General features: G+C 39.0%; 18 protein-coding genes and 1 pseudogene. 10 read left to right on the top strand and 9 right to left on the bottom strand.

Going from position 1 to position 23814, the window contains the following annotated elements; genetic code table 11:
* The first annotated feature begins 47 nt into the window (after window positions 1-47).
* The 5 genes from ACRD64_RS03680 (at window position 48) to ACRD64_RS03660 (ending at window position 8342) form a co-directional block, all read left to right on the top strand.
* The gene (locus tag ACRD64_RS03680; protein WP_430931811.1) at window positions 48-1220 is read left to right on the top strand and encodes an aldo/keto reductase; all 1173 of its coding nucleotides are present in this window, start codon (window positions 48-50) and stop codon (window positions 1218-1220) included.
* A gap of 54 nt (window positions 1221-1274) precedes the next feature.
* Window positions 1275-2333 (top strand): NAD-dependent epimerase/dehydratase family protein, encoded by a 1059-nt coding sequence (locus tag ACRD64_RS03675; protein ID WP_430931810.1) that lies wholly within the window; start codon window positions 1275-1277, stop codon window positions 2331-2333.
* A gap of 298 nt (window positions 2334-2631) precedes the next feature.
* Entirely contained in the window at window positions 2632-3852 is a 1221-nt protein-coding gene (locus tag ACRD64_RS03670) for an efflux RND transporter periplasmic adaptor subunit (protein ID WP_430931809.1), read from the top strand.
* Entirely contained in the window at window positions 3849-7037 is a 3189-nt protein-coding gene (locus ACRD64_RS03665) for an efflux RND transporter permease subunit (protein ID WP_430931808.1), read from the top strand. Before ACRD64_RS03670 ends, ACRD64_RS03665 begins: the two co-directional genes overlap by 4 nt.
* Window positions 7038-7052: 15 nt before the next feature.
* On the top strand, window positions 7053-8342 hold the full coding sequence (locus tag ACRD64_RS03660) for a TolC family protein (protein ID WP_430931807.1): 1290 nt from the start codon (window positions 7053-7055) through the stop codon (window positions 8340-8342).
* 364 nt (window positions 8343-8706) lie between these two features.
* Here the strand turns inward: ACRD64_RS03660 and ACRD64_RS03655 are convergent, their stop codons facing one another.
* The 3 genes from ACRD64_RS03655 to ACRD64_RS03645 all read right to left on the bottom strand — a co-directional run bounded on the left by ACRD64_RS03655 (window position 8707) and on the right by ACRD64_RS03645 (window position 13632).
* Window positions 8707-10473 (bottom strand): tetratricopeptide repeat-containing sensor histidine kinase, encoded by a 1767-nt coding sequence (locus ACRD64_RS03655; RefSeq protein ID WP_430931806.1) that lies wholly within the window; start codon window positions 10471-10473, stop codon window positions 8707-8709.
* A gap of 372 nt (window positions 10474-10845) precedes the next feature.
* Entirely contained in the window at window positions 10846-12714 is a 1869-nt protein-coding gene (locus tag ACRD64_RS03650; RefSeq protein WP_430931805.1) for a tetratricopeptide repeat-containing sensor histidine kinase, read from the bottom strand.
* Window positions 12715-12981: 267 nt separating this feature from the next.
* The gene (locus tag ACRD64_RS03645; protein ID WP_430931804.1) at window positions 12982-13632 is read right to left on the bottom strand and encodes a CPBP family intramembrane glutamic endopeptidase; all 651 of its coding nucleotides are present in this window, start codon (window positions 13630-13632) and stop codon (window positions 12982-12984) included.
* Window positions 13633-13859: 227 nt separating this feature from the next.
* Between ACRD64_RS03645 and ACRD64_RS03640 the strand changes: the two genes are divergently transcribed.
* The 5 genes from ACRD64_RS03640 (at window position 13860) to ACRD64_RS03620 (ending at window position 17955) form a co-directional block, all read left to right on the top strand.
* The gene (locus tag ACRD64_RS03640; protein ID WP_430931803.1) at window positions 13860-14048 is read left to right on the top strand and encodes a hypothetical protein; all 189 of its coding nucleotides are present in this window, start codon (window positions 13860-13862) and stop codon (window positions 14046-14048) included.
* Window positions 14049-14245: 197 nt separating this feature from the next.
* A complete protein-coding gene (locus ACRD64_RS03635) occupies window positions 14246-15544 on the top strand; it encodes a family 43 glycosylhydrolase (RefSeq protein WP_430931802.1) in 1299 nt (432 codons plus the stop codon).
* A gap of 166 nt (window positions 15545-15710) precedes the next feature.
* The gene (locus ACRD64_RS03630; protein WP_430931801.1) at window positions 15711-16376 is read left to right on the top strand and encodes a hypothetical protein; all 666 of its coding nucleotides are present in this window, start codon (window positions 15711-15713) and stop codon (window positions 16374-16376) included.
* Window positions 16377-16381: 5 nt separating this feature from the next.
* On the top strand, window positions 16382-16744 hold the full coding sequence (locus tag ACRD64_RS03625) for a hypothetical protein (RefSeq protein WP_430931800.1): 363 nt from the start codon (window positions 16382-16384) through the stop codon (window positions 16742-16744).
* Window positions 16745-16899: 155 nt separating this feature from the next.
* Entirely contained in the window at window positions 16900-17955 is a 1056-nt protein-coding gene (locus ACRD64_RS03620; RefSeq protein WP_430931799.1) for a carcinine hydrolase/isopenicillin-N N-acyltransferase family protein, read from the top strand.
* A gap of 538 nt (window positions 17956-18493) precedes the next feature.
* Here ACRD64_RS03620 and ACRD64_RS03615 read toward each other — a convergent pair.
* The 6 genes and pseudogenes from ACRD64_RS03615 to ACRD64_RS03590 all read right to left on the bottom strand — a co-directional run bounded on the left by ACRD64_RS03615 (window position 18494) and on the right by ACRD64_RS03590 (window position 23805).
* Window positions 18494-19144, bottom strand: a complete 651-nt coding sequence (locus ACRD64_RS03615; RefSeq protein WP_430931798.1) for a toll/interleukin-1 receptor domain-containing protein — start codon at window positions 19142-19144, stop codon at window positions 18494-18496.
* A gap of 39 nt (window positions 19145-19183) precedes the next feature.
* Window positions 19184-19990: a toll/interleukin-1 receptor domain-containing protein gene (locus ACRD64_RS03610; protein ID WP_430931797.1), complete on the bottom strand. Its 807-nt coding sequence runs from the start codon at window positions 19988-19990 to the stop codon at window positions 19184-19186.
* Between the two features lie 16 nt (window positions 19991-20006).
* Window positions 20007-20846: a DUF4231 domain-containing protein gene (locus ACRD64_RS03605; RefSeq protein WP_430931796.1), complete on the bottom strand. Its 840-nt coding sequence runs from the start codon at window positions 20844-20846 to the stop codon at window positions 20007-20009.
* A gap of 68 nt (window positions 20847-20914) precedes the next feature.
* Complete coding sequence (locus ACRD64_RS03600; RefSeq protein WP_430931795.1) at window positions 20915-21430, bottom strand: hypothetical protein; 516 nt, start codon at window positions 21428-21430, stop codon at window positions 20915-20917.
* A gap of 15 nt (window positions 21431-21445) precedes the next feature.
* A pseudogene (locus ACRD64_RS03595) lies at window positions 21446-21613 on the bottom strand (hypothetical protein); the annotation flags it as partial.
* 332 nt (window positions 21614-21945) lie between these two features.
* Window positions 21946-23805, bottom strand: coding sequence for a hypothetical protein (locus ACRD64_RS03590; protein WP_430931794.1), 1860 nt, complete (start codon window positions 23803-23805; stop codon window positions 21946-21948).
* Between the last annotated feature and the right edge of the window lie 9 nt (window positions 23806-23814).

The following is a 23814-nucleotide window of genomic DNA, read 5'->3' as shown; positions in this document are numbered from 1 at the left end:
ATATTCTTATTAAATTTGCTTACATACAAAAAACTAAACGATTACATATGCTGTACAGAAAAATGCCAAAGTCGGGTGATAAAATATCGGCACTCGGATTCGGATGTATGCGCTTTCCGGTTTTAGATCAGGATCCTTCAAAAATAGATGAGAGAAAAGCAACTGAAATGCTGCATTATGCGATCGAACAGGGCGTAAACTATCTCGACACCGCTTTCCCGTACCATGGCACCGGCATGGGCGAACCCGGTAACAGCGAACCATTTTTGGGCAAAGCACTGAAAGGGGGTTATCGCAAAAAAATTAAGCTGGCCAGCAAGCTACCAAGCTGGTCAATCCAATCCCGCAAGGATATGGACAAATATCTGAACCTGCAATTGAAACGTCTGGATACCGATTGCATCGATTATTACCTGCTCCACACTTTGAGTGTTGATTTTTGGGCCAATTTAAAGAAGCTTGGAGTTACCGATTTTCTGGATCAAGCCATTAAGGACGGTAAAATAAAACACGCCGGTTTTTCTTTTCACGACAACAGTAAAACCTTATTTAAAGAAATTGTAGATGCCTACGACTGGACTTTATGCCAGATTCAATATAATTATTTGGATGAACATTATCAGGCGGGCAAAGAAGGTATGCAATATGCCGCCAACAAGGGAATGGGTGTCGTTGTCATGGAACCGCTAAGAGGTGGAAGCTTGGCAACCAAACTGCCCGATGCTGCGGTACAAACTTTTCAAGAGGTCAAACCCGAAAGAACACCGGCGGAATGGTCTCTGCGATGGCTGTGGAACCACCCCGAGGTTACGGTTATTTTAAGTGGGATGAATACCATGGCGCATCTTCAGCAAAATATTAAATCGGCAAATGATGCCAAGGCAAACGAAATGCCGGGAAAAGAACTGGAAACCATTGAAAATGTAAAATCCATACTCCACGAAAAAGTAAGGGTAGGTTGCACGTCATGCGGATATTGCATGCCTTGCCCGGTCGGTGTTCATATTCCCCAGAACTTCTCGTACTTAAACGATTTTTATCGTTTTGACGATAAACAGACAAAATCGCACACCCGGATCATGTACTCCAGGTTGTTATCCGATAAAGAAAAAGCAAGCGCCTGCGTGGAATGCGGAAAATGTGAAGAGCACTGTCCTCAGCATATTCCTATCAGGGAAAAGTTGAAGGAAGCAAGTGAGACATTGCTTTTAACTAAGTAAAGGTTGTATATTAGTTTATTAAAGACATTTAAATAATAAACAAAACATAAAACAATGACCACAATTGACAAATCAAAACCAGTAATGGTGACAGGAGCAACAGGGTATGTTGCAGGATGGTTAGTGAAAAAGCTTTTAGATGAAGGTATTACCGTTCATGCGGCAGTTCGAGATCCTAACTACACGGAAAAACTCAAGTTCCTGGACGATTTGGCAGCCAACTCGAAAGGGGAAATCAAATATTTCAAAAGCGACCTTCTAACAGAAAGCTCGTACGACGAAGCCATGAACGGTTGTGAGCTGGTTTATCACACCGCCTCTCCTTTCACCATGGATATTAAAGACCCACAAAAAGAATTGATTGACCCGGCTAAACTGGGTACCCGTAACGTTTTAGAATCAGCAAACCGAACAGCATCAGTAAAAAGAATAGTGGTAACCAGCAGTTGCGCAGCTATATATGGAGACAACATCGACCTTAAAGCCACTCCAAACGGAATTTTTACTGAGGAGATATGGAATACCAGCTCCAATATTGAACATGGCGCTTATTCTTACTCCAAAACACTGGCCGAAAAAGAAGCCTGGGAAATCAATAAAAAACAAGACCGTTGGGATTTAGTGGTTGTCAATCCCAGTTTGGTGATGGGTCCGGCGGTTAATCCACACTCGGTAACCTCGGAAAGTTTTAACCTGATGAAGCAATTAGGCGATGGGACCTTAAAAGCAGGTGTCCCTAAAATGGGTTGGGGCATTGTTGACGTAAGAGATTTAGCATTTATTCACTTCCAGGCCGGGTTTGTGCCCGAAGCTAAAGGACGCCATATTGCATCGGGCCATAATACCTGGTTTGCTGAATTGGCCAAAGTACTTCAACCAAAATATGGCGACCAATACCCAATCCCCAAAAAAGAAATGCCTAAATGGCTCATCTGGCTTATGGGCCCCATGATTAACAAAGCGATTACCCGAAAGTTTGTATCTCGAAATATGGGTTTCGCTTGGAAAGCCGATAATTCGAAGAGCAAAAGGGAATTAGGAGCTACCTACCGTCCATTATCGGAAACAATTAACGACATGTTCCAGCAACTGATCGACAATAAACTTGTTTAGGCAATAATTATATTTAAGCTAAAATTTATTACAAATTTTGTTTATATAATGTAAATCATATCAACCACTAAGAATGACAAGACACCTGTTGTAACCCGCAAGAAAACACCATAAGTATTGCCGACTTTGTTTACATAATGATTTCATTGACATAAGAATGAAATTATCATAAATATAAAATTATCATAAAAAACCTCAATTATCAGGCAAAACATTTTTTTATTCTGGATAATTGAGGATTTTTATACTTTAATTTCCTTTTTTTTGTATTTACATTATAAAGCATAATATATTCGTCATGAGTCGAAGAAAAATCATTTTTGTTGTAGTTGCCCTGACCGTATTATTAGGAGGTTCCTACCTTCTTTCCAATTTGTTTCTTTCTATGAAACCGGATAGTAAGCGCAAACCTGATTTTAACATTAAACGTTTCGTAAAGGCGGAACCCGTTAGCTATTCTCAAATTACCTCGCCTCTTTCGGCAGAAGGACGTGTAGTATCCAGCAGCGAAGTAATGCTGGTATCGGAAGCTGCCGGAAAAATCCTACCTGGTGCAGTATCGCTTCGCAAAGGTACCTCATTTAAAAAAGGACAACTTCTGGCCGAAATATATAAAGATGAAGTTGAGCTGGCACTACAAGCCAGAAAGAGCCAATTCCTTACCACCATAACCACTATTTTGCCTGATATTAAAGTGGACTACCCTGAACAGTATAACGCTTACCTGAACTTTTTTAATACCATCGAAATTGAAAAAGAACTACCCCCCCTACCCCAAATTTCCAATGCCAAACTAAAGATTTTTTTAGCCAGCAGAAATTTCATGAGTGAATACTATGGAATTTTGCAGGACGAAAAAAAGCTGAGTCGCCATGAGCTATACGCCCCATTTAACGGGACTTATCTCCAGGTAAATTTCGAGGTGGGTGGATATGTGAACACGGGCGGTCAAATTGCACGAATGATACGCACAGACCAGTTGGAAGTGGAAGTACCCGTAAAAAACGAACATAGTAAATGGATAAACATTGGTGACCGGGTACAGGTATTTACCACTAACAAAAAATCGGTTAAATCGGGTATTGTGGTTCGTAAATCAGACTTTATTGACGCTGACACGCAATCGAGGAGCATTTTTGTAAAAGTACCTAACACTAATAATGATGAATTACTGGCAGGCGAATACAAAATTGTGCAATTCCCCGGTCAGCAAATTAACAAAGCGATGCAACTTCCTCGTAATGCAATATTTAACTCCAACGAAGTATTTATTGTAGCAGATGGAAAGTTGAAGAAACGCCAAATCAACATCTTAAAATGGGATGAAACCACCCTAATTTTTAACGGTATCGAACCTGGGCAAATGATCGTTACTGAACCGCTCATCAACGTTAAAGAAAACAGTCCCGTTGGTATAATGGGAATTGATAAACCGTCATTGGAAAAAGGGTCGAAATCGGGAAAAACACAAGAGAAAGGAACCATGGAAAATGGACAAAACAAAGGAGCCAAATCATGAGAAGAATAGTAGAATTGTTTGTTAGATTTCCATTTTACGCCAACCTTATTATATTGGTTCTGGTGATTGTGGGCGGAATCAGTTTGGCTTCCATGAAAAAGTCCTTCTTCCCTGAAAGACAATCTCACATTTTGAGGGTAAGCGTTTATTATCCGGGTGCATCACCAGTAGAAATGGAAGAAGGAGTCACGTCGCGTATCGAAGAAGCTGTCAGGGCTATTCCCGGTATTTACGAAATAAATTCCGTGTCGTCCGAAAATAGCTCAAGTGTCACCATTGAGATTGAACCCAATTACGATATCGACGAAGCCCTGATTGAGGTAAAAAACGCGGTGGACGGTATATCCTCCTTACCCACGGCGGCCGAACGCCCCATCGTTTCCAAGACGCGCACCACCTCTCCTGCCGCCCGCTTATTGGTGACTGGCGACGTGGATTTGCTAACATTAAAAAGTTATGCCCAACAGGTTGAGGAGGATTTTTTGGCTTCAGGATTTATCAGCCAGGTGGGTATCGAGGGATTTCCCGCTCTTGAAATATCGGTTGAAGCCAAGGAGGAAACCCTCCTACGCTACGGACTTACGTTTAACGACTTACAGGATGCCATCTCACAAAACAACAAAGATGTATCTGGAGGTCAGCTTCGCTCAAAAAAAGAGGAACTTCTTATCCGTCTGCGTTCCAGAAGCGCGGACCCCAATAAAATAGGCAACATCATCCTGCGGGCAAATCCGGATGGCAGCGTTATCCGAATGAGAGATATAGCATCGGTAAAGCTAAAGTTTGCCGATGTATCGGATAAAGCATTGGAAAACAATAATCCCGTTATCAGCCTTCAAATCAACAAACTGATCACAGAGGATCTGGACGAGATAGATACCTATATCAAAAAATATGTGAAAGAGTTCAATGACAAGGATCTTGGTGTAAGCCTGCAACTGTCGCGTTCCTTTTTGGACATCTTAAAAATGAGGCTCGACCTCCTGTACTTCAATGGTGGTCAAGGACTTATTTTGGTGCTGCTTATTTTGGGCATCATGCTCAGTGTCCGTCTTTCGCTGTGGGTTGCATGGGGTATCCCCGCATCATTTTTGGGCATGTTTATCATCGTAAATTTAATGGGCGTTACCATTAACATGATTTCCCTTTTCGGGATGATTTTGGTGATCGGTATTTTGGTAGATGATGGAATCGTGATTGGCGAAAATATATTCCAACACTTCGAAAAGGGTAAAACCCCCATTCAGGCTGCTGTTGACGGTACCGTTGAAGTAGTTCCGGCGGTAGTAGCTTCGGTTGCCACTACCATGGTCGCTTTTTCGCCTTTGATTTTTATCACTGGCCGTATGGAGATGATGTTCGAAATGGCCGTCATTGTCATATTCAGTCTGTTCGTTTCACTTTTTGAGGCATTTTTGGTACTTCCGGCTCACCTGGGAAACAAGCATGTATTAAACCGCAAAGTGCTTTCTGACAGAAATAAAGGATTTAGAAAATACACCGAAGGTTTTTTTACCTGGCTGCGCGATTATGCCTACGACAGAGTGATTAAGCTATCTGTGGAATGGCGTTATATTACCCTGGGCATTCCCGTGGCCATGATGATTATTACAGGGGGGTTGATTGGCGGGCATATCATCAAAACCACTTTTTTCCCACGCATGGAGTTTGATTCATTCAACATCAACATTGCTTTTACGCCAGGATCGGGCGAGGATAAAACCATGCAATACCTCGAGCGATTCGATAGTGTGGTGTGGGTGGTTAACGAGGAATTAATGGACGAATATAACGATACCGTTCCCATCATTGAAAATAGCATTATTATTTTGGGATCGGCTTTTGACGGTTCAGAGAGCGGCTCTCATACAGGCAGCGTGGATGTTTCGCCCCGAAACTCGGAGGACACAGGAATCAGTTCGTACGAAATTATCAATAGAATTAGGGAAAAAGTTGGGCCCATTCCGGAAGCCGACAAATATTCCATGGGAGCGCGAAGCCGCTTTGGCGATCCCGTTTCCATCGGGCTGTTATCCCGAAACATAGATGAACTTGAACTGGGAAGAGACTTTTTAATGTCCAAGCTTGAGGAATACGCACAACTAAAAGATGTGGTGACTACCAATGCAATGGGTAAACAGGAAATACTTCTCAACCTAAAACCGCAAGCCTATATGATGGGGTTGAACGAAGCGTATATAGCCAACCAGGTCCGACAGGCCTTTTATGGGGGGCAGGCACAGCGTTTACAGGTCGGCCGCGACGAACTCAGGGTTTGGGTCAGATATCCTTCCGAGGGAAGGGAAAACATAGGTCAATTGGAAACCATGAAGATTGTAACCACGCAGGGTGAATATCCTCTGACCGAATTGGTGGAGTACGAAATTAAGCGTGGCCCTGTTAACATTAACCGCTTTAACGGCAAGCGCGAAATAAGGGTAAATGCCGATTTGGTTGACCCGGATGCTTCAGTGACAGAAGTGTTGGAACAGATAAATACGGAAGTAATTCCTGAGCTTAAGATACTTTATCCGGGTATTTCTGTTGAATTTCAGGGTCAGCAAAAGGAAAGCCAACGCAACATGAAGGATTTGATGTTTCTATTTCCAATGGCTTTCTTAGCCATTATCATCATCCTCATGATTAGTTTTAAATCTTTTGAACAACCACTCATCATATTAATGATGATTCCAATTTCGATATTGGGAGCAATTTGGGGACACGGTATACATGGCAAACCGCTTTCCATTTTAAGTTTGTGGGGAATAGTGGCCTTAACCGGGGTGATTGTGAATGATGCTGTGGTATTATTGGCCAAATACAATTCGCTGATTGTGGAAGGTAAAAAAATAAAACAAGCCATTGTTGAGGCTGGCAAATCGAGGTTACGACCAATCATTCTGACGACCTTAACAACATCCTTCGGCTTATATCCGTTGATATTGGAGAAAAGCTTTCAGGCTCAGTTCCTAATCCCAATGGCTATTTCACTCGTTTATGGCGTAGCCTTCGGAACCATGTTTATCTTGTTGTTTTTCCCTGCCTTAATCATGATTTTAAACGATATTAGAAGAGTGATAAGAGAATGGTGGTACGATAAAAAAATTCAGCCCGAACATGTAGAAATTGCATGGCAGAACGAACAGCGTAAAAGCAATACCGGGGAAGAAGATTTTAACGACTGATTACGATATTTTAGAATGAAAAAGATACAATTAACTATTATAATTTTATGCTTTAGCTTATTTACCATGGCGCAGGAGAATCTGGCTTTGGCTGATGCCATAAGTAAAGCACTGGAAAATAATTATGGCATTAAAATTAGCAAAACCAGCCAACAGGCGGCTAAAATTAATAACTCCTGGGGATCGGCAGGCCGATACCCTTACGTTGATCTAAATGCCTACAGTAACAATTCGAAAGATATAAATGACACCGAGGATTATGTAAAAACACAATTCATTGGTAATGCCAACTTGAGTTGGACTATATTCGATGGTTTTGCCGTTAAGATTAACAAACAACGCTTTGAGGAATTGGAGAAACTGTCGCTACAAAATACGGCTATTATGGTTGAAAGCACCATTCAATCGGTGGTTTTGTCTTATTACGATGCGCTTTTGCAAAAAGAAAAGCTAAAGACCTTCGAGGAGGTAATGTCGTTATCGGAAGACAGATACAAAAAGGTGGAGGTCCAGAAAGAGTTGGGCACCGCGGTAACCTACGATTTGTTGCAAGCGCAAAACTCGTATTTATCAGATCGTTCTAACTACTTGTTGCAGGAAGTAAGGTATAAAAATTCCATGCGCGATTTAAACTATCTTATGGCAGAAAAAAACAACCCTTCGTATATATTAACCGAAGATTTCAAGGCCATTTCAGTCCATTATAACCTAACTGATTTACAGGCCCAAATGACCAATAATAACAAGACGTTGCAAAACCAGTACATCAATCAACGTTTGCTGGAGAATGCGGTAGCTGTCGCAAAAAGCAACTATTCCCCTAAGCTCGGGTTCCAGGGTGGAGCCACTTATACATCTACGATGACCGATTATGACACGAGCGATAACACAGACTATAGCGCCACCAATTTTTATGGCAACTTTACACTTAGCTTTAACTTGTTTAGTGGCGGCAGCAAAAAAAGGGCGCTACAAATAGCAAGGATTGACGAGGAAGTCGGTGCAATTGAATTGGAAGATATGCAGCATGATTTAAACAACAGCCTGGCTAATTTATATGAGATGTTCCTGGTGCGTAAAGAACTGTTGCATGTAGCCAAAGAAAATTTAGAGGCAGCCAAACTTAATCTTCAAATATCCCAGGATAAATTTAATACAGGAGCCATTAACTCCTTTAATTATAGAGATGTTCAGAATATATATCTCAATGCTTCTCAACTCCAATTAGAGGCTATATATAATTACATTGATACTCATACCGCACTGTTACGGATGGTAGGTAGTATTGTTCAGGAGTACGAGTGAATTCAATTACTGTATTTATCATTGGACAATAGTCAACGGAGAACAGTTCCAAATACTGATTGCTAATATTTTTGATTAGTTTCAGCTTATTGGCAATATCATTTAAACCCGGGTTATTAGAGATACGTAATGAGCATTTAACCCGGATTATGTATTGGAGGTTCGTCATGAGCATTGCAGGTACATTAAAACAAGGCATTACTGAAACGAGGCATAACTTGTCCCGATTACTTTCGAGAGCACCGCTCCGGTGAGTTGAAGTAACTCAGTGAAACGCCTTGTTTTGAAGTAGTTGATTTGCGTAACAGGATTTCTAAGGCATATGGCAGGTTAAAACCATCAACACGAATGATTCATTACCAATTTACTTTTTGGGTACCGAGAATTTAAACGTGCTTCCGCAACCCATTTTACTGTCAACGGAAAGCTTACCGCCATGCTTCGCAATAAAGGAGTTACATAACGAAATTCCCAAACCGGACCCTCGTTCGCCTCTGGTACCTTCGGAGTGGTGATTTTCATCTTGGTTCAGCACCTTATTAATTTGCTCGGGAGTCATGCCAACACCTTCATCTTTTACCGAGAATTCAATGCTCGATCCTCTTACTATCGATTTTATAGTAATGGTTGAATTGGCTTCTGAAAACTTGATAGAATTGCTAATTAGGTTGCGCATTACGGTAAGCATCATGTTTTTATCCGCATGAAACGTGGACTCCTCCAGATCTTGTTTAATGATGATATTTTTTGCTTTGGCCAAATGCGACAAATGGCTAATCGACAAGTCCACAATATTCCTGGTATTCAAAGGTTCAAGCTTAGGTACAAATTTCTCATCATTATTTTGCGACCAAATGAGTAATGTGTCCAACAGACCGTAAGTAGAATCTACCATAGGAACAAATTTAGTTACCATGGTTTCTATAGATTTGTTGTCGAGCAATTGGTGGTGCATCAACTGCGTGAAGTTTTTTAGGTTGCCCACGGAGTCCCTTAAATCATGGCCTATTATTGAAAGCAGTTTTCTGGAGGATTGATTAATACGGTCTAGCTGTAGCACCAATCCCTTATTTTTTTTATGCTTTTTTTGCCGTTGTAACAAAATAATAATACAACTCACCAGCAGAAGCAATGATATGACACTAAATATGGCTAACATCTTACCTTGTTTGGCTAATTCTGTATTACTTTCCCTGGTACTTTCCAGCATCCGCTTTTGTTCGTTGAAACTATGTTTTATCTTAATGGAATTAATAATACTTTCTTTGTTTTCCTCCTCCAACGAATCAGCATAAGCGTGCTCAAGAACCGAATATCTCAATGCGTTCTTATAATCCTCTTTTTCATTATAAATGTCATATAAAAGATTATAAGTCGTTTTAATTAATTCGAAGTGATTTAATCGAAGGCTGTAATCTAAAGCTTTTGCGGCATGCGTGCCCGCTTTGGTCAATTCCCGATTATTAAATAACACCGTGGCAATAAAGTTTTCTTCCAATGCCATTTCGTACAACATGCTATCCTTCGAATACCACTTTAAAGCCTCAAAATGGTTATCAATAGCCGCTAGATAATCTTTTTTATGCGTGTAGGCAAATCCCAGTCGTGTATGATTATATGCCCAGAGAATATCCTGATCATCGCTCAAACATTTATTAGAAAGATGATAGTATGATATCGCAGTATCTAATTCATAAACCATTAAATAATACGAGCCGATATTATGATAATCGTATGCAATATTTAAAGTATCTTTTAACAAGGTATGATACTTTAACGACTGCTTGTCGTTCTGGATGGAAAGATCATATTCTCCCAACTGGGCATAACAGTTTGACATGGCGGTATGGCAGTCGGCCATCAATGCATAATTGCCATTGGAAATAACCATTGCTTCAGCAATAAAGTCCAGTGCTTGCCTCACTTCTCCCAAAATAATGTGAACATCGCAAATACCTAACAGATTGTCCACAATCAAAGAAGTGTCTTGGTTGGTTTCTGCGAATTGTTTCGACTGATAAAAACATTCCAAAGATTCGGATAATGATTCCTGCAGAAGTTCCTGGCCTAAATCATAATAAACTCTCCCCTTTTCAATATCGCTTACATCTTTGGATAATACGTTTCGCAAACTATCTGTTTTTTGGTTTGCCCTTACATTTTTGGGGAACATATAAACAAACAATAGCAAACAAAAAAGGCCTGATCGTACCTGTTGAAATGCGAATATTTTATAAAAAATGAAAGTCAAATATTATTAGTTTAAGTGTGCTGCAATTTAATACTTTCTTTAACAAGAATACGACATACTATTAGGATTGTGTTAATAATTAATAGCAACTTAGACCAGACACAACAGATAAGAGACTTATTTACAGACCGCTTAAAACTATTCCCATTGCCAAAACAAAACTAAATTGTAAAATTGACTCACACCCTGATGTTTTAAAAAGATGAACGAAGTGTTGTATAATACACGTAATTATAAAAATTACGTATTATTTCATTCGGTGCCAACGCGCTTTGGAAGTTCAAATGCTATTTCACTCCCTTTCCCTTCCGTACTTTCTATATGCAATTTTCCTTTATATTTTTTAATAACCGCGTTACACATCGACAATCCTAATCCTGGACCTTGTTCCCCGCTTGTACCTTGGGTAGTATAGTTCGTTTTTTCATCAAGGATCTTTGCAATATCTTTTTTGGCTATTCCTACACCCTGATCACTAATTGAAAACCATACAATATTTTCCCTCAAACGAGCCTGAATTGTAACATGGCCATTGGGATAAGAGAATTTAATGGCATTGCTAATGATGTTCCGTAATATCATTAGCACCATATTTTTATCGCATGCAAACCTAACATCCTCAACATCGCACACAAAAGTAATCTTCTTTATTTTCGCTAAATGCGACAGCTGCTTAATCGTACTTTCAATCAATTCCCGGGCGCTCAACTCTTCCATTTTAGCTCTGTTTTCCTCACCGTTATTTCTACTCCAAACCAGCACCGACTCCAGCAAATCATGCGCAGAATCAACCATGGGAATAAATTCAACTACAGCATCGTTAATCGAATTGTTATCCAGTAATTTCATGTGCATATGTTGTGTAAACTCTTTTAAATGACCTAATGACTCCCGTAAATCGTGTCCGATTATGGTAAGCAACCGGTTTATGGATTGGTTTTTTGAGTTTAGTTGGCTTACCAAATCCCTATTCCTCCGATGCGTTTTATGGTTTTGAAACAATACAAACAGCCCCAACATCAACAGTATAATGGTTACCCCAACGACCAACATTAACATATTCCGCTGCCAATTTAGTTTTTTGTGATCTGTCTCGGATACATTAAGCGCTTTTTTTTGCTCATCTAACTCATATTTATTTATGGCTGCTTTAACCGCGTTTTCATTATTTCTGGATTTTAAGGAGTCTATGTACGTGTTTTCAAGCAATTGATATTTGAGTGCATTTTTAAAATCATCTTGTTTAAGGTATACATCACTAAGCTCGTGATAATTTCTATGAAGCAATTGCCAATTATTTAACTGAAAACTTAATTGCAAGGAACTATCGATGTATGCTTTTGCAAGATGATATTCCTTTTGTTGATTAAATACCATTGCCATGCACAATTGCTCAAATGCAATATCGTATTTTGCACCTCTCTTTTTATATTCCCGCAAAGCTGCCGTGTGTGCCTCCATTGATTTGACGTAAGATTTGTTTTTGGCATAAACGGTGGCCAGCTTACTGGTATTATAGGCTTTTAAAATACTATTGGAATCATTAATGAATTTGTTCGATCGATGATAGTGATGCCTTGCAGAATCAAGGTTTCCCATCATTTGAAAGTGACTGCCCATATTATGATAGGCGTTGGCAATACGTACCGAGTCGCCGGTAAGTGAATTATACTTAATACAAAGATTATCGTTTTCTAGGGCTTCCTTCATCTCTCCCATATGTGCATACACAATGGCCAACCTTCCATAACAATCTGCCAACAATCCATTGTCCGCCCCCGCATAGCCTACCGCCTCGCTTACCGATTGAATGGCAAGCTTGTATTCCCCTAATAAAGAATGAACATCGCATATACCAACCAACCCTATTACAATTTTTGCCCTATCATTTATTTTTTTGGCAAGCTCAACCTGTTTCGTGTAGTATTCGAGGGCTTCGGTATGTGATTTCAACAATAGCTCATCACCCAATACATTGTACAAATCAATGCGTAGCTTATCGTTTTTTTCAGTTAATAAAAGATTCTTAAGGCTATCTATTTTAGCACCGGATCCAATAAAATAAACTGAATTTAAAAGCAAAACTAGAAAAAGGAAATATATACGCTTAATCCTATACACTATGCCCCAGGTTAATTTTAAACACGAATAATTTAGGGAAACAAGATAGTATTTTGAATACACAACTCCAATTGCATATATATATGACCAATTACGAAAAACCACATTAAGAATATTTGGTGTTTTGTTTGTATAAAAAATCTCCGGATTTAAGATGGAAGGATTGTTAATCCCATTTTCAATGTCATTGTTAATCGGTATAAATACCCGGGAAATCCTTTACGGAATTTAAGTTTATATTGACGGTCAATCTCTTATTGTTCTTTTTTACATAAACTTATGCATATCTAACCAAAAATAATTGCCCAAGCCAACTATAAAAATAAGGTTTCCGTATATACCATGCAGAATAGATACAAACAACACACTACGTGTTTTTAAATAGGTAATGGAAAGATAAACACCAAGGATAAAAGTTAGAATTACAGAAACATGGCTATAGTAAATAATATGCATATAACTGAACGACAAACTGCTGACCAACACAAGTAAAACCTTGGATTTAAAAATGGTTCTGTATCGCTGAAATAAAAAAAGCCGGTAAATTATTTCTTGCCCAAATGCCGAATAAATGGGATATAAAATACACAATAGAACCAACATTTGCGGATTTGATCGCATTAGGTTAAACAAGTTTTCATGATCAAAGAGATATACACTTAATACCAAAATACAAGCATTTATTACAACAGTTATAAAATGACTCCAGGGTTTTACTCGTTTTAAATTTAGCTGAACCAAGTCTTTCAACTGAAAAAAATGATATCGTTTTAAAATAAGTAACATGATTAGAACCAATGGTACAATCACCATGGTTGGATGTGTGAAATTATAATCCAGATAGATAAAAAGTGGTATTCCCACATATAAAAGCACAAACTCTGCCACTAACCATTTTTTTTTCATTGAACCGTTCATAATATCCAAATTAACGAGAACTAACTTAATTGTAAAGAAGAGATATATTAAGTTTAGGTTATTGGTGATGAAAGTCCACTTATTTGGGATTAAACAGGCTGATATTCAAACGAAAAGACATGGATGCCGATGAATGAACCCTAACGATCCATCAAGGAGCTTACAATAAATAAAAAGTTTTAGATCTTTCACAAAAAGGACAGGTAATTGATTCTGCTTCTGACATCGTGAAAAATCCATATGTATCTAAATTTCCAGGATTTCTTGAGAAAAACCCAATATTAGAAAAGGATGGGGTTGCTGCAGAATATAATTTTGGAGGCTTTGATAATAAAGTTTTTGGTTCAAAGTACACTTACGTGCTTCCACAAAAAGTGGAATTGATAAAAGAAGTTGAAAATCTTATAAATGAATAAAGGCCTGGTCATAACACACCACCATAAATAATGGTGTGATCGCAAAGTTTTTGTAGGTTTGTTCTTCGCATTAGCTTTGGGTTAAGTTAAAGTGACATAGCCCTTCGAATGCACCACTATTCATGTAGCCATCTTTACAGGACATTTTGGAGATGGCAAACTGCTCAACGATTATAAACTTAATAATAGAAACAAACGTGAAATACAAAAGCTTCTTACTTTTTATAGCTTACCTACTTTCAGGCGATCTTATTTCTGCTCAAAACCCTGTTGTTAAAGACATAGGAATGTCAGATCCCCATGTTAGGATATTTAACGATACAATTTATCTATACAGCGGACATGATTTCAGTCCTGATGACAAAACATGGATAATGAAAGACTGGCGTGTATTTTCATCAACAGACCTGGTGAATTGGACCCATAGCAGTACAATCAGCCCCAAGGACAATTATATGAATGACAATAGCACGGATTGTTGGGCAAGTGATGCTGCAACCAGAAACGGAAAATATTACTTTTATTTTTCAGACAGAAAAAGGGGAATTGGGGTGATGAGCTCAAATTCACCAAAGGGAAAATATACCGATGCCTTGGGAAAACCCTTGGTGTCTCCAATGCACGATCCAACCATAATAATAGATGATGATAAAAAGAAAACTCCATATATCGTTTACGGCGATAAATCAGGTGGAGGATTCCATATTGCACGTTTAAGCGAGAGCATGATTTCGTTAGCAGAGAAACCTAAACCCATTATAATTAATGGGAAGGAGTGGGAAAATGCACCACACTGGATGGATAAAAATTACATTTTTAAGAGAAATAAAAAATTTTATTTGAGTTGGGGAAGAGAATATGCTATTTCAGATAGTATTTATGGACCATATACTTGTGTGGGAGCTGTTGGACATGGCCATAACCTGGATGAATTTGCTCATGGTAGTTTTTTTAAATGGAAGGGACAGTTTTACCATATTTGGTGTTATTACATAAAACAAGGTTTTAAATATCGGGAGTCCATTATAACCTATTGCCATTTTGATGATGAAGGAAAAATTGTTACGGATACCCGGTTTTTAGACTATCATTTTTCAAATGGTGTAGGACAATACAATGCTTCATGGGATAAAATTGAAGCTGAATGGTATTATGAAATATCAAGCGAAATAAAAAAACGGGGAAATAGAGAAGAGGGCTTTGTAATTACAAATATTCAGAATGGAGATTGGATTAGGTTTGCCAATGTTACTTTCGGGAAGGAGTTCAAAAAATGTGTCCTAAAGGCTATGATGATTGGCAAGAAAGGTTCGCTTGAAATAAGATCAGTTAGCCCGACTGGTGCCGCCATGGGTAGATTTGAATTATCACCATCGGAATCATTACAACAAATTGAAAAAAGCATAAAATCATTTAAAGGAAAAACGGATATCTATTTAGTGTTTAAAGGTGCCAAAGGCAGTTACCTGCAAATAGATTGGATTAAGTTTAAGTGATGAAAAAAACATACACTGTATAAAAGCAATAGAGGTTCAGGTGCAAACTTGAACCGTTTTAGTATATAAAACGGTATATTGTAGTAAGAAAATTTAATGTGTATGATCCCCTACTGCCCTCCTGCAAATCCGTTGGCAATTGACTAAAAACTGAAAAGAAAAAATTATGATTACTCATATAGACAGAACACCAGAAAACAAAAGTCAATCTGCTGCCAATAAGGTTTCTCAAAAACAGTACAGGGATGCGTCATCGTTTACGTTTGTGGATCATCGACCTGAGGCAATAAGTCTTAGATCACTGCAAGAGGTAGCAAATAAAAGTGGGCAAGTTTCACAACTAAGCGCTTTACAGGAAATGGCAAATTTATCTGTAAGGGCGAATAAATCCGATAAATTTCCTGCCAGAGACTTGCCAATACAGCGCATTGCGGCCCCAGGTTCCGATCCAATGTTACTCACTCATTATAATTTCTTAATGAATTCTGCAACATTTCAGGATTTAGCCAATCGAATTACCATGAACGGTGATATTCCCATAAATCTAGTTGATGGCACTGTCGGGCAAAATATCTCATATGATGAAGAAAGCCATACGATTTATGTTCCCGTGCGAGATGAAGGAGGCAGTTTTCATTCAAATGATCAGATTCGAGGAGATATTCTATGGGAGATGCATAATGCACATAATAAGGGATCGCTCAAACGTGCAAATATGCGATATCCCGAAGAACTACCTGCAAATGCAAAGCCTGATGAAAAAAGAGAACTCCTCTATAAAAAAGCAAACTATGCACTTTCTGTGGAGTGGATTGAATGGTCTAAGTCTTAGAACATGTGATCCGTGAAGGAAAAATTAACCAGGAGTTGCCAGCTGGAGCCCCCACCCCACGTGTCCAGAATCAATTTGGCAATAATTACACGGTTCAAGATCAGGGGTGGTATCTCTTTGAAAACTATTTAAATGACATGAAGAATTGGCATACTATATCTTATGATGCAAATGCTAACAACCTAAATTGGAAAGGCAGTAGAATGATGAGAACTGCTATTGAAAAACGGAGGAAATCCCTACAAATAACCGCAAAAGAAGAAAGCGATTTTAGGGATCGCCATAAGACTTCAATAAAGCAAGACGGTTCTAATCCATTTCGTTCAGATTCCATTTGGAAAGAGTCTTCTTTTAGAGATTATAAATAATTATATTTCCTCAATTTCATATCAATGAATCATATGGGCCCCTACAATATATCATGTTTTTTATTTCTACACCCTCGGTTTTATTGCTGTGTATGAATATAAGCCTGTAACAAAAGCGAAAACGACAATAGCCGTATATCTGGCACCTAATTAAAATGATGAAAAACAAACTCTTATTAATCGGAATTCTAGTTTTTTCTTCGTTTTGGATCGTAGATCATCATATGGTAAACAGAAAAATATCACATGATCCTGTTCCTGGTTCTTGTACAATTTTTTCCGCATCAGTTGGTGATAAGGTCTTATTTGGCAACAATGAGGATTATTACAAACCTAAGACCTATTTGTGGACCGAGCCCGCTACTGAAGAAAATTATGGTTGTGTGTATTTGGGATTTAAAGATTATTCACATCAAGGTGGAATCAATGAAAAAGGACTTTGTTTTGATGCTAATGCCTTACCCAAATCAGGAATAAACCCACATTCTGAACTTATACCTCCACCGCATTATAAGGCCCCCCATGAGCATTATGCGATATGGGCTCCCGTATTAATCTTAAGAAAGGCCGCAACAGTTCAGGAAGCCATAAAGATTGCAGACAGGTACCAAAGAAAAAATTGGTATCCTAATTCCGGAGATATAAGTTATCAATTAAACTTTGCAGATGCCAATGGAGATGCTGTAGTTATTAGTGTTGACGAGAACGGAGAACTGGCATATACGAGAAAGAAAAAAGGCGAAAATTATTTAATTTCAACCAACTACAACAAAGCAAACCCCAAGAATGCTTTGGAATATCCATGCCGGAGATACACTAAAGCCGAAGAGATGCTGGGAGCAATAAACAGCGAAAATAAATTAACCGTTGATTACTTTAAATCCATTCTTAATTCGGTGCACCAAGAGGGTATATTTAGTCAAACGTTGTATTCAAATATCTTCGACTTAAAAAATGGCGTTATTTACCTATATCATTGGCATCAATTTGATGAAGTGGTGGTTCTGAAGGTAGATGAAGAACTTGCCAAAGGCGAGATCATGATCCGGATAAAAGATTTGTTCTCTGAAAAAACTACAAGAGAAGCTACCAGTGAGTATATCGTATCTATTTTGTTACTGTGTTTAAGTGTAATTGCTGGTACCGGCGTTATTGTGGCAACAATACACTACATTAAAAAACATAAACTGAAAGCAACTGTTGGTAAATAACAATCCCAAAATTGTCATTAGATTTTATCTTAATGCCAATTCGATGATCAAAATCGAAACATTACTTAAAAACGTTATGTTAGATTTTCTAACCCGGTAGCAATTGTGACCGCATATACCTGCCGGCATTAAGTAATTTTTCAAATTCCTAACAAACCTCAGATAATCTGTGTTCATCCGAAAAAATCTGTGGACAATAATTTAATTGCGAAGCAATTCCCGCTATGGTTACATTTATCTTTTATACCGATTACGAATTAAAACGATTGATAAAAATCAATCTGTGGTTCTGTATCGGCATTAACTGTTCTTATTTGCAAAATGTTTATCCATTTTTTTTGATATACAACTGGTATAGTGGTGATTTCCCTGTTGGGCTATCTAACCTGCATTAAGAAGATGAATCGTTACATTATGATGCCCTTAAACCATTCTTTCCAAAACCGTTTGGTATGCGAGATATAGGCTAATTCCCTACCTGGCAGTATGTCCTGCGCAGATAAGTGTAATCCTCGTTTGCCCAGTATAAAGTGTTCGTTTATGTGTGAGATCTCGCCATTTGTCGGGCTATTGATTTGGAATAAAGTTTCTCCCACTTTTTAGCTTCTTTGAGGTGATAGGATTCACTTTCGTGAATATATTTGATTTGAAGCTTAGTGGGACCGGGATTCATGTTTGCCCCTTTCTCCATCCATGCACGGGCAGTCTCCAGTTCGGGGCGGGCCAGGAATACCTCCTTGCCGTTTTTCCATTTTTGAGCACCCCGAAGATATTCGGTACCTTGTTTATACCATTTTTGCTCATTTCGAACAGCGGTGACTATATCGTAAAAACTCTTTTCCTCATTGTTTGTATCTATCTCTAACCACTGGCGTTCCGACAACGCAGAATCTAATTTTTGATCTTGTCGCAGCACTTTTAAAAAAATGGGAATAATACGTTTATTATACTTTACAGCCCAGTTAATTTCCTGTGTACAAAACTCTGAATCAACAGAATTGGGACTAATAATGAACACAAAATTATCAGCATCAATAATGGCTTCCTGAAGTTCGCTACGCCAGATTTCTGCAGGAGGGAGATCTTTTTTATCAAGCCAGCAGGTAAGTTGCTTTTTATCCAGAAAGCTTATAAGCCTATCTACAAACCGGCGGTCGACTCGTGAATGGGAAATAAAGACATCGTACATGACGCGTTTTTTTTATTAGGAGTGAAAATTCATCTCAATTTAATGTTCTGTCAAATAATCTTTCAGGTCCATCAGGGGCTTCATTTCGGTTTTAAAAAGCTCTCCTTGTACATATGGAAAGGAAAAAACCAGTCCTGTCTTGCTTACATGATGCTTTAGATAGTCAAAGTATTCGGGAAACATGCTTGTTATGTTCAATGAAGGCATGATATTATCCGGCGTATCGGAGTTTAAGGCTTCAATCAAGCGGCCGTTATTGCCGTCCACAACAATATAAACCCGTATATCTTGTATAGAGGCGATGAATTCTTTCTGCACCCACACAGACTGTATCGACTCTTCTGTAACATCTGCAAGAACACCGGAACAGTTATTTCTGCCCTGGTTGACGGCAACAAAAATATCATTACCCCTGATTATATCTAATTCCGACATCCAAATGTTAATACGCTGACAGTAGAGATAATCCCTCATATAAAGTGCTCTGTCTTTGTTTTTATGGCTATGGGATAAGAATAACCGCGGATAATTTCCGAGATATGTCGGGAACCTTTTATCGGATTCATCAATACGCGAGTAATCATAAAGCTCATTTAACTCTCGAACATTTTTTACATGCGCCCATATCATATCCAGGTTTCGTTTACTGGGATAATGCGAATAACGAATTTTCAAATCTTGCTTGCCTGCACTGGCACAGTATTCAAGTAAAATTTGCCTTAAGTAACTTTCCTGAACCCTGAATTTTTTTGCCAGGGTACTTACCGACTTCCATGGTTTTGCATGGCCCAATTGGGCCAGGTCGTCGATTATATTCTGTATGATATTATTTTCGGTGGGATTCATGCTTAACAATTATCATCTATTCATCACTTTCTTCCTCCTTTTTCCGTCTTGATTCTGCCCATTGGCCTATTTCGGCTTGCAGGATGCGCTCGCAATTATCAACCAATACGTTAAAGGCCTGCTTTCTGTTTTCATATTCTCTGGAACCATTTTTAAACAATGAAAGTTGTGTATCCAGGTCGTGATAAGTACTTCTAAAACGAATCCAATTCTCCTGAAACTTAAACAAAGAAAGCAAACTAGCCACTACAGCTGATAAGCCACCCAATATCGCGACTAACCATTTAAAAGGATCATTATCTTCATTAATAAAACCGCTAAAAACAGGAACCATAGTAGCGGCTAGAATAGTTACAACCTGAAATATATAGTACCAATTGCGGTTCTGATTTGCCAGATCTTTGAATTCATCTATTCGGGGTTGTATGCGCTTGTCGATATAAGATTTTTGTTCGAGCGTTAGATTAAACTCCAGGTCTACCTCTTCATACATCCGCTCAAAAACTTGCTTTTTGATAGCATATCCATCGCCTCCTTCTTGACGGTCGAATACAAGATAATCTCCAATTGCGTATTCAGTTGAGCCTTCAATAGTTTTAATGTCACTATTCTCTGTGGCAACTTCTACCCAAACTTCCCCTATTTTATTATAAACTCCAGGGCTTACAAATTGATAAAAATCATTGAAGTAAGCTTTGTCCACGGTATAGGTATCACCGTTATTATTGATAAGCCAGTCACCTGCCTTGCATTTTTGTTTCCCTCCCCACTTTTCGTATTCAAATCCTTTAAAATCTAAATCCAACTGTACAGCAGTTACATAGTACTTTGGCCGCTTTAAGTATTGTTTCCTCATTTTCGTCGCCTTATTTTTAAGATATATAAGCTAAGAATTATTCCCTTGATAGTCAAGAGGAGCAATTCCTAGTCTAAACATATATTTACTAAGTTCCTCCGCCTTTTCTTCAAAAGCCTTACAATAGTTTCCTGTTTAGCTGTAAGGTCGTTGATATCTTCATAAGAAATTGGTTCTAAATAACCTGGATTATCATGATGTTTTCTGAGAATAGATGGTTCTGATTGTGTAGAGTCCATGATAGGTTGAACTGGAAGGGATGGATTAGCAGGTACGATTTCCTGAATTTCGTTGATTACTATTTTAGCATCCGATAGGTCAGCAATAACAAAACGCAACATTCGGGCCAATAAGCTAACGGTTTCTATCATTGAATGACCATCGGGAAACTCAATATCAAATATGATGGGTACAAGGTCGTATTTTTTTAATTCTTCTCGCAACTTATCCAAAATCGCTTTTCTATTTTCAGTAAATCGGCCCAGAATAAGCACCAATTTAGCTGTTAAGGCATTGATCACATCCCTATCTTTTTCTGGGTCTAAGAACAGACTATTGCATTGGGCAACTTCTAGATTATTCACAAGAATTGGAGATTCTTATGTCAAAGCAGGATCATTAACGCTCAACCTATTTTCTTGCGTGTTTTTGTTTTTGGTAATATTACACACAGAGATTCCGTATACTTGACAATTATGAATAACAGCATCCTCAATGTTCACATCAACAAGTCTTGAGCGGGTTAATCGTGTATTTATTAAGTTGGCGTTTGAGAGATCAGGTCTTAATCCAGGATATGAGGAACGCCATTCGTTCCAAGCTTCAACTCCCTATTTTAGTATTCCAATAGCGTGATTATCCATTGTAGAGTTTTCGTTGGTAATATATATATTCTTCATGCGTCCATTGTTCAAAAAAATCATGGCTAAAGCCCTACTTGCATACTGCATTACCCCAGCATTTGTGCTGGGGTTAAGAGATTTTTTTTATTTGCAGTGGGATGTCGCTTCGCTCCAACTAATGACTGCTTATCCCGAAAAACACCAAATTTTAATTTGGAATGTTTTTCAAAATCGAACACTGATTACCAATAACTAACCTATTCTTCAATCCTATTCTTATTTGGTATCAGCTGGTCAAATGCCAGTCCGCTGCTGCCTTCACCTCGTCCTGTTTCCTTTTTGATGCCTACCCAGTTAAATACTTTGCCTCCATACCAACGGGTACGTTGGAAATTTTTATGTATACGCATGCCCGAACGCCGCACTTCCTCCATGTTAATGGAATAAGTTTCCTTAGGGCTTTTTTCCAATCCTTCGCGCAATAAAGAGGTACGGGGTTCCACTTTTTTAGGGACCTTAACGTCGTTTTCAAGGATGCGAGGCATGGCTGCACGTTGTAATTTTGTTTTGCGCATCTGTCCGTCCACATGCACAGGGACAAAAGGAATCCAGTTTTCAGGAACAGAGTTAACCACCCTAAAACGTATTTTGGCATTGTTGTCCACCAATGTATCAGGAGGAACCTCATCGCCAATCAGCTGTTGTAACTTGGCTTTGAATTCGTAGCCAGTTTCTTTTCCCCGGTTTCCTTTTCCTGTTGGCAAGGGAACCACTGTTTCAACACCCCAAACCATGTTGGCAATCTCGTCTTTGAGCAAGAATATTTCTTCCAGCGATTTGCCCTCCTGTACTTTTCTGGAGACAGGCAGAACCACAGCTCCCAGATCGGCAGGCACATGATCGGTTCCTTTAATAGTTTGGTTGTACATATTCCATCGCTGCCAATCCTCATCGTCGCCCTGTCCTGCGGGTTCAACCCATATTTTTTCGCCAAAAACATTGGTTACGGTTAAACCGCGGATATTGGCCAAACTACCTACCGGTAAAGTAAACGGTACAATAAACCAGTCGTTGGAGTAGGTAAGGAAGAAATCAAGCAATAAAAGTTTGTTCAGGTCGGTAGTATCGGGATTTACAAAACCCAGGTTGGTCTTCCAGTTTTCGAAAGTCCACCAGCGTGGGTGTGGCATACCTCCAAAGGTAACCGAAGTGGGCACAAACTCATGGGTGACCGTATCCTCTACCTGAACAGCAGATGTACCCGTTTCCAGACCGTCCTGGCTTTGATCAATGTCGAGATTATACCAATCCAGATGTCCGTGATAGTATTCATCGGCTACCAATACTTTTTCTTCACCTTTTTGCGGAGCCGATACTGCAAATTGGTGCTCGAGGTATTCGGGTTTCCACGATTCGTTTTTACGGTTTTCGTTGGGTTGATAATAAAGCTTTTCGTACCAGGCTATAAACTTAAGTCCCAGCAAATCCAGCGCATCTTTTTTGGCAGGCGTATCCGCCAGGCCAATATTATCCGAAGCACCTCTTGTGGAATCTTCTTTTAAATAAGCATACAGCTTATACCCATCCATTTTACGACCTGTAACTGCCGCAAATTGCTGCCAGGATTTCCGGTTGGCACAAATAGTGGCATCTGCTTCCGTTTCGGGATCGGGCTGAACGTTGTTGTGCACTCCATATTGAGTGATATATTCCTGACGATAATTTGTATCGATGGCTGAAACCCATTTCATCCATTGCCGTCCCATCAATAGACGAATATCAAGAGATATTTCAGCGTTGCCTTGTTGAAATGCAATCGGCTGGTGTTCTACTTTAACCTCCAACGGAATTTCGTTTTCCATTTCTTCGGCATCGGCATTGCCACCTTTGTACTTGGTCAACCGTGTGGTTTCCATGTGCACTTTCGCCAATATGGGAGAACCGGCATCATCGCCAATAAACTCGCCCATTTGCCACTGCTTTGATATCATCCACAGCGCATCCCTAACCTGCGCCTTTGTGGCACGGTCAAAGTTTTCAGCACGGGGCCGACCTTCGAGGCGGTTCCAGAGGGTGACCGTTGGATAATATTCCTGAACGCGATTTAATATAGCCATGATGTCTTG

It is taken from the genome of Saccharicrinis sp. 156, from assembly GCF_050589685.1.
GTDB lineage: Bacteria > Bacteroidota > Bacteroidia > Bacteroidales > Marinilabiliaceae > Saccharicrinis.
Note: the sequence above shows the minus strand (reverse complement) of the source record. Positions and strands in the feature narration are given on the sequence as shown.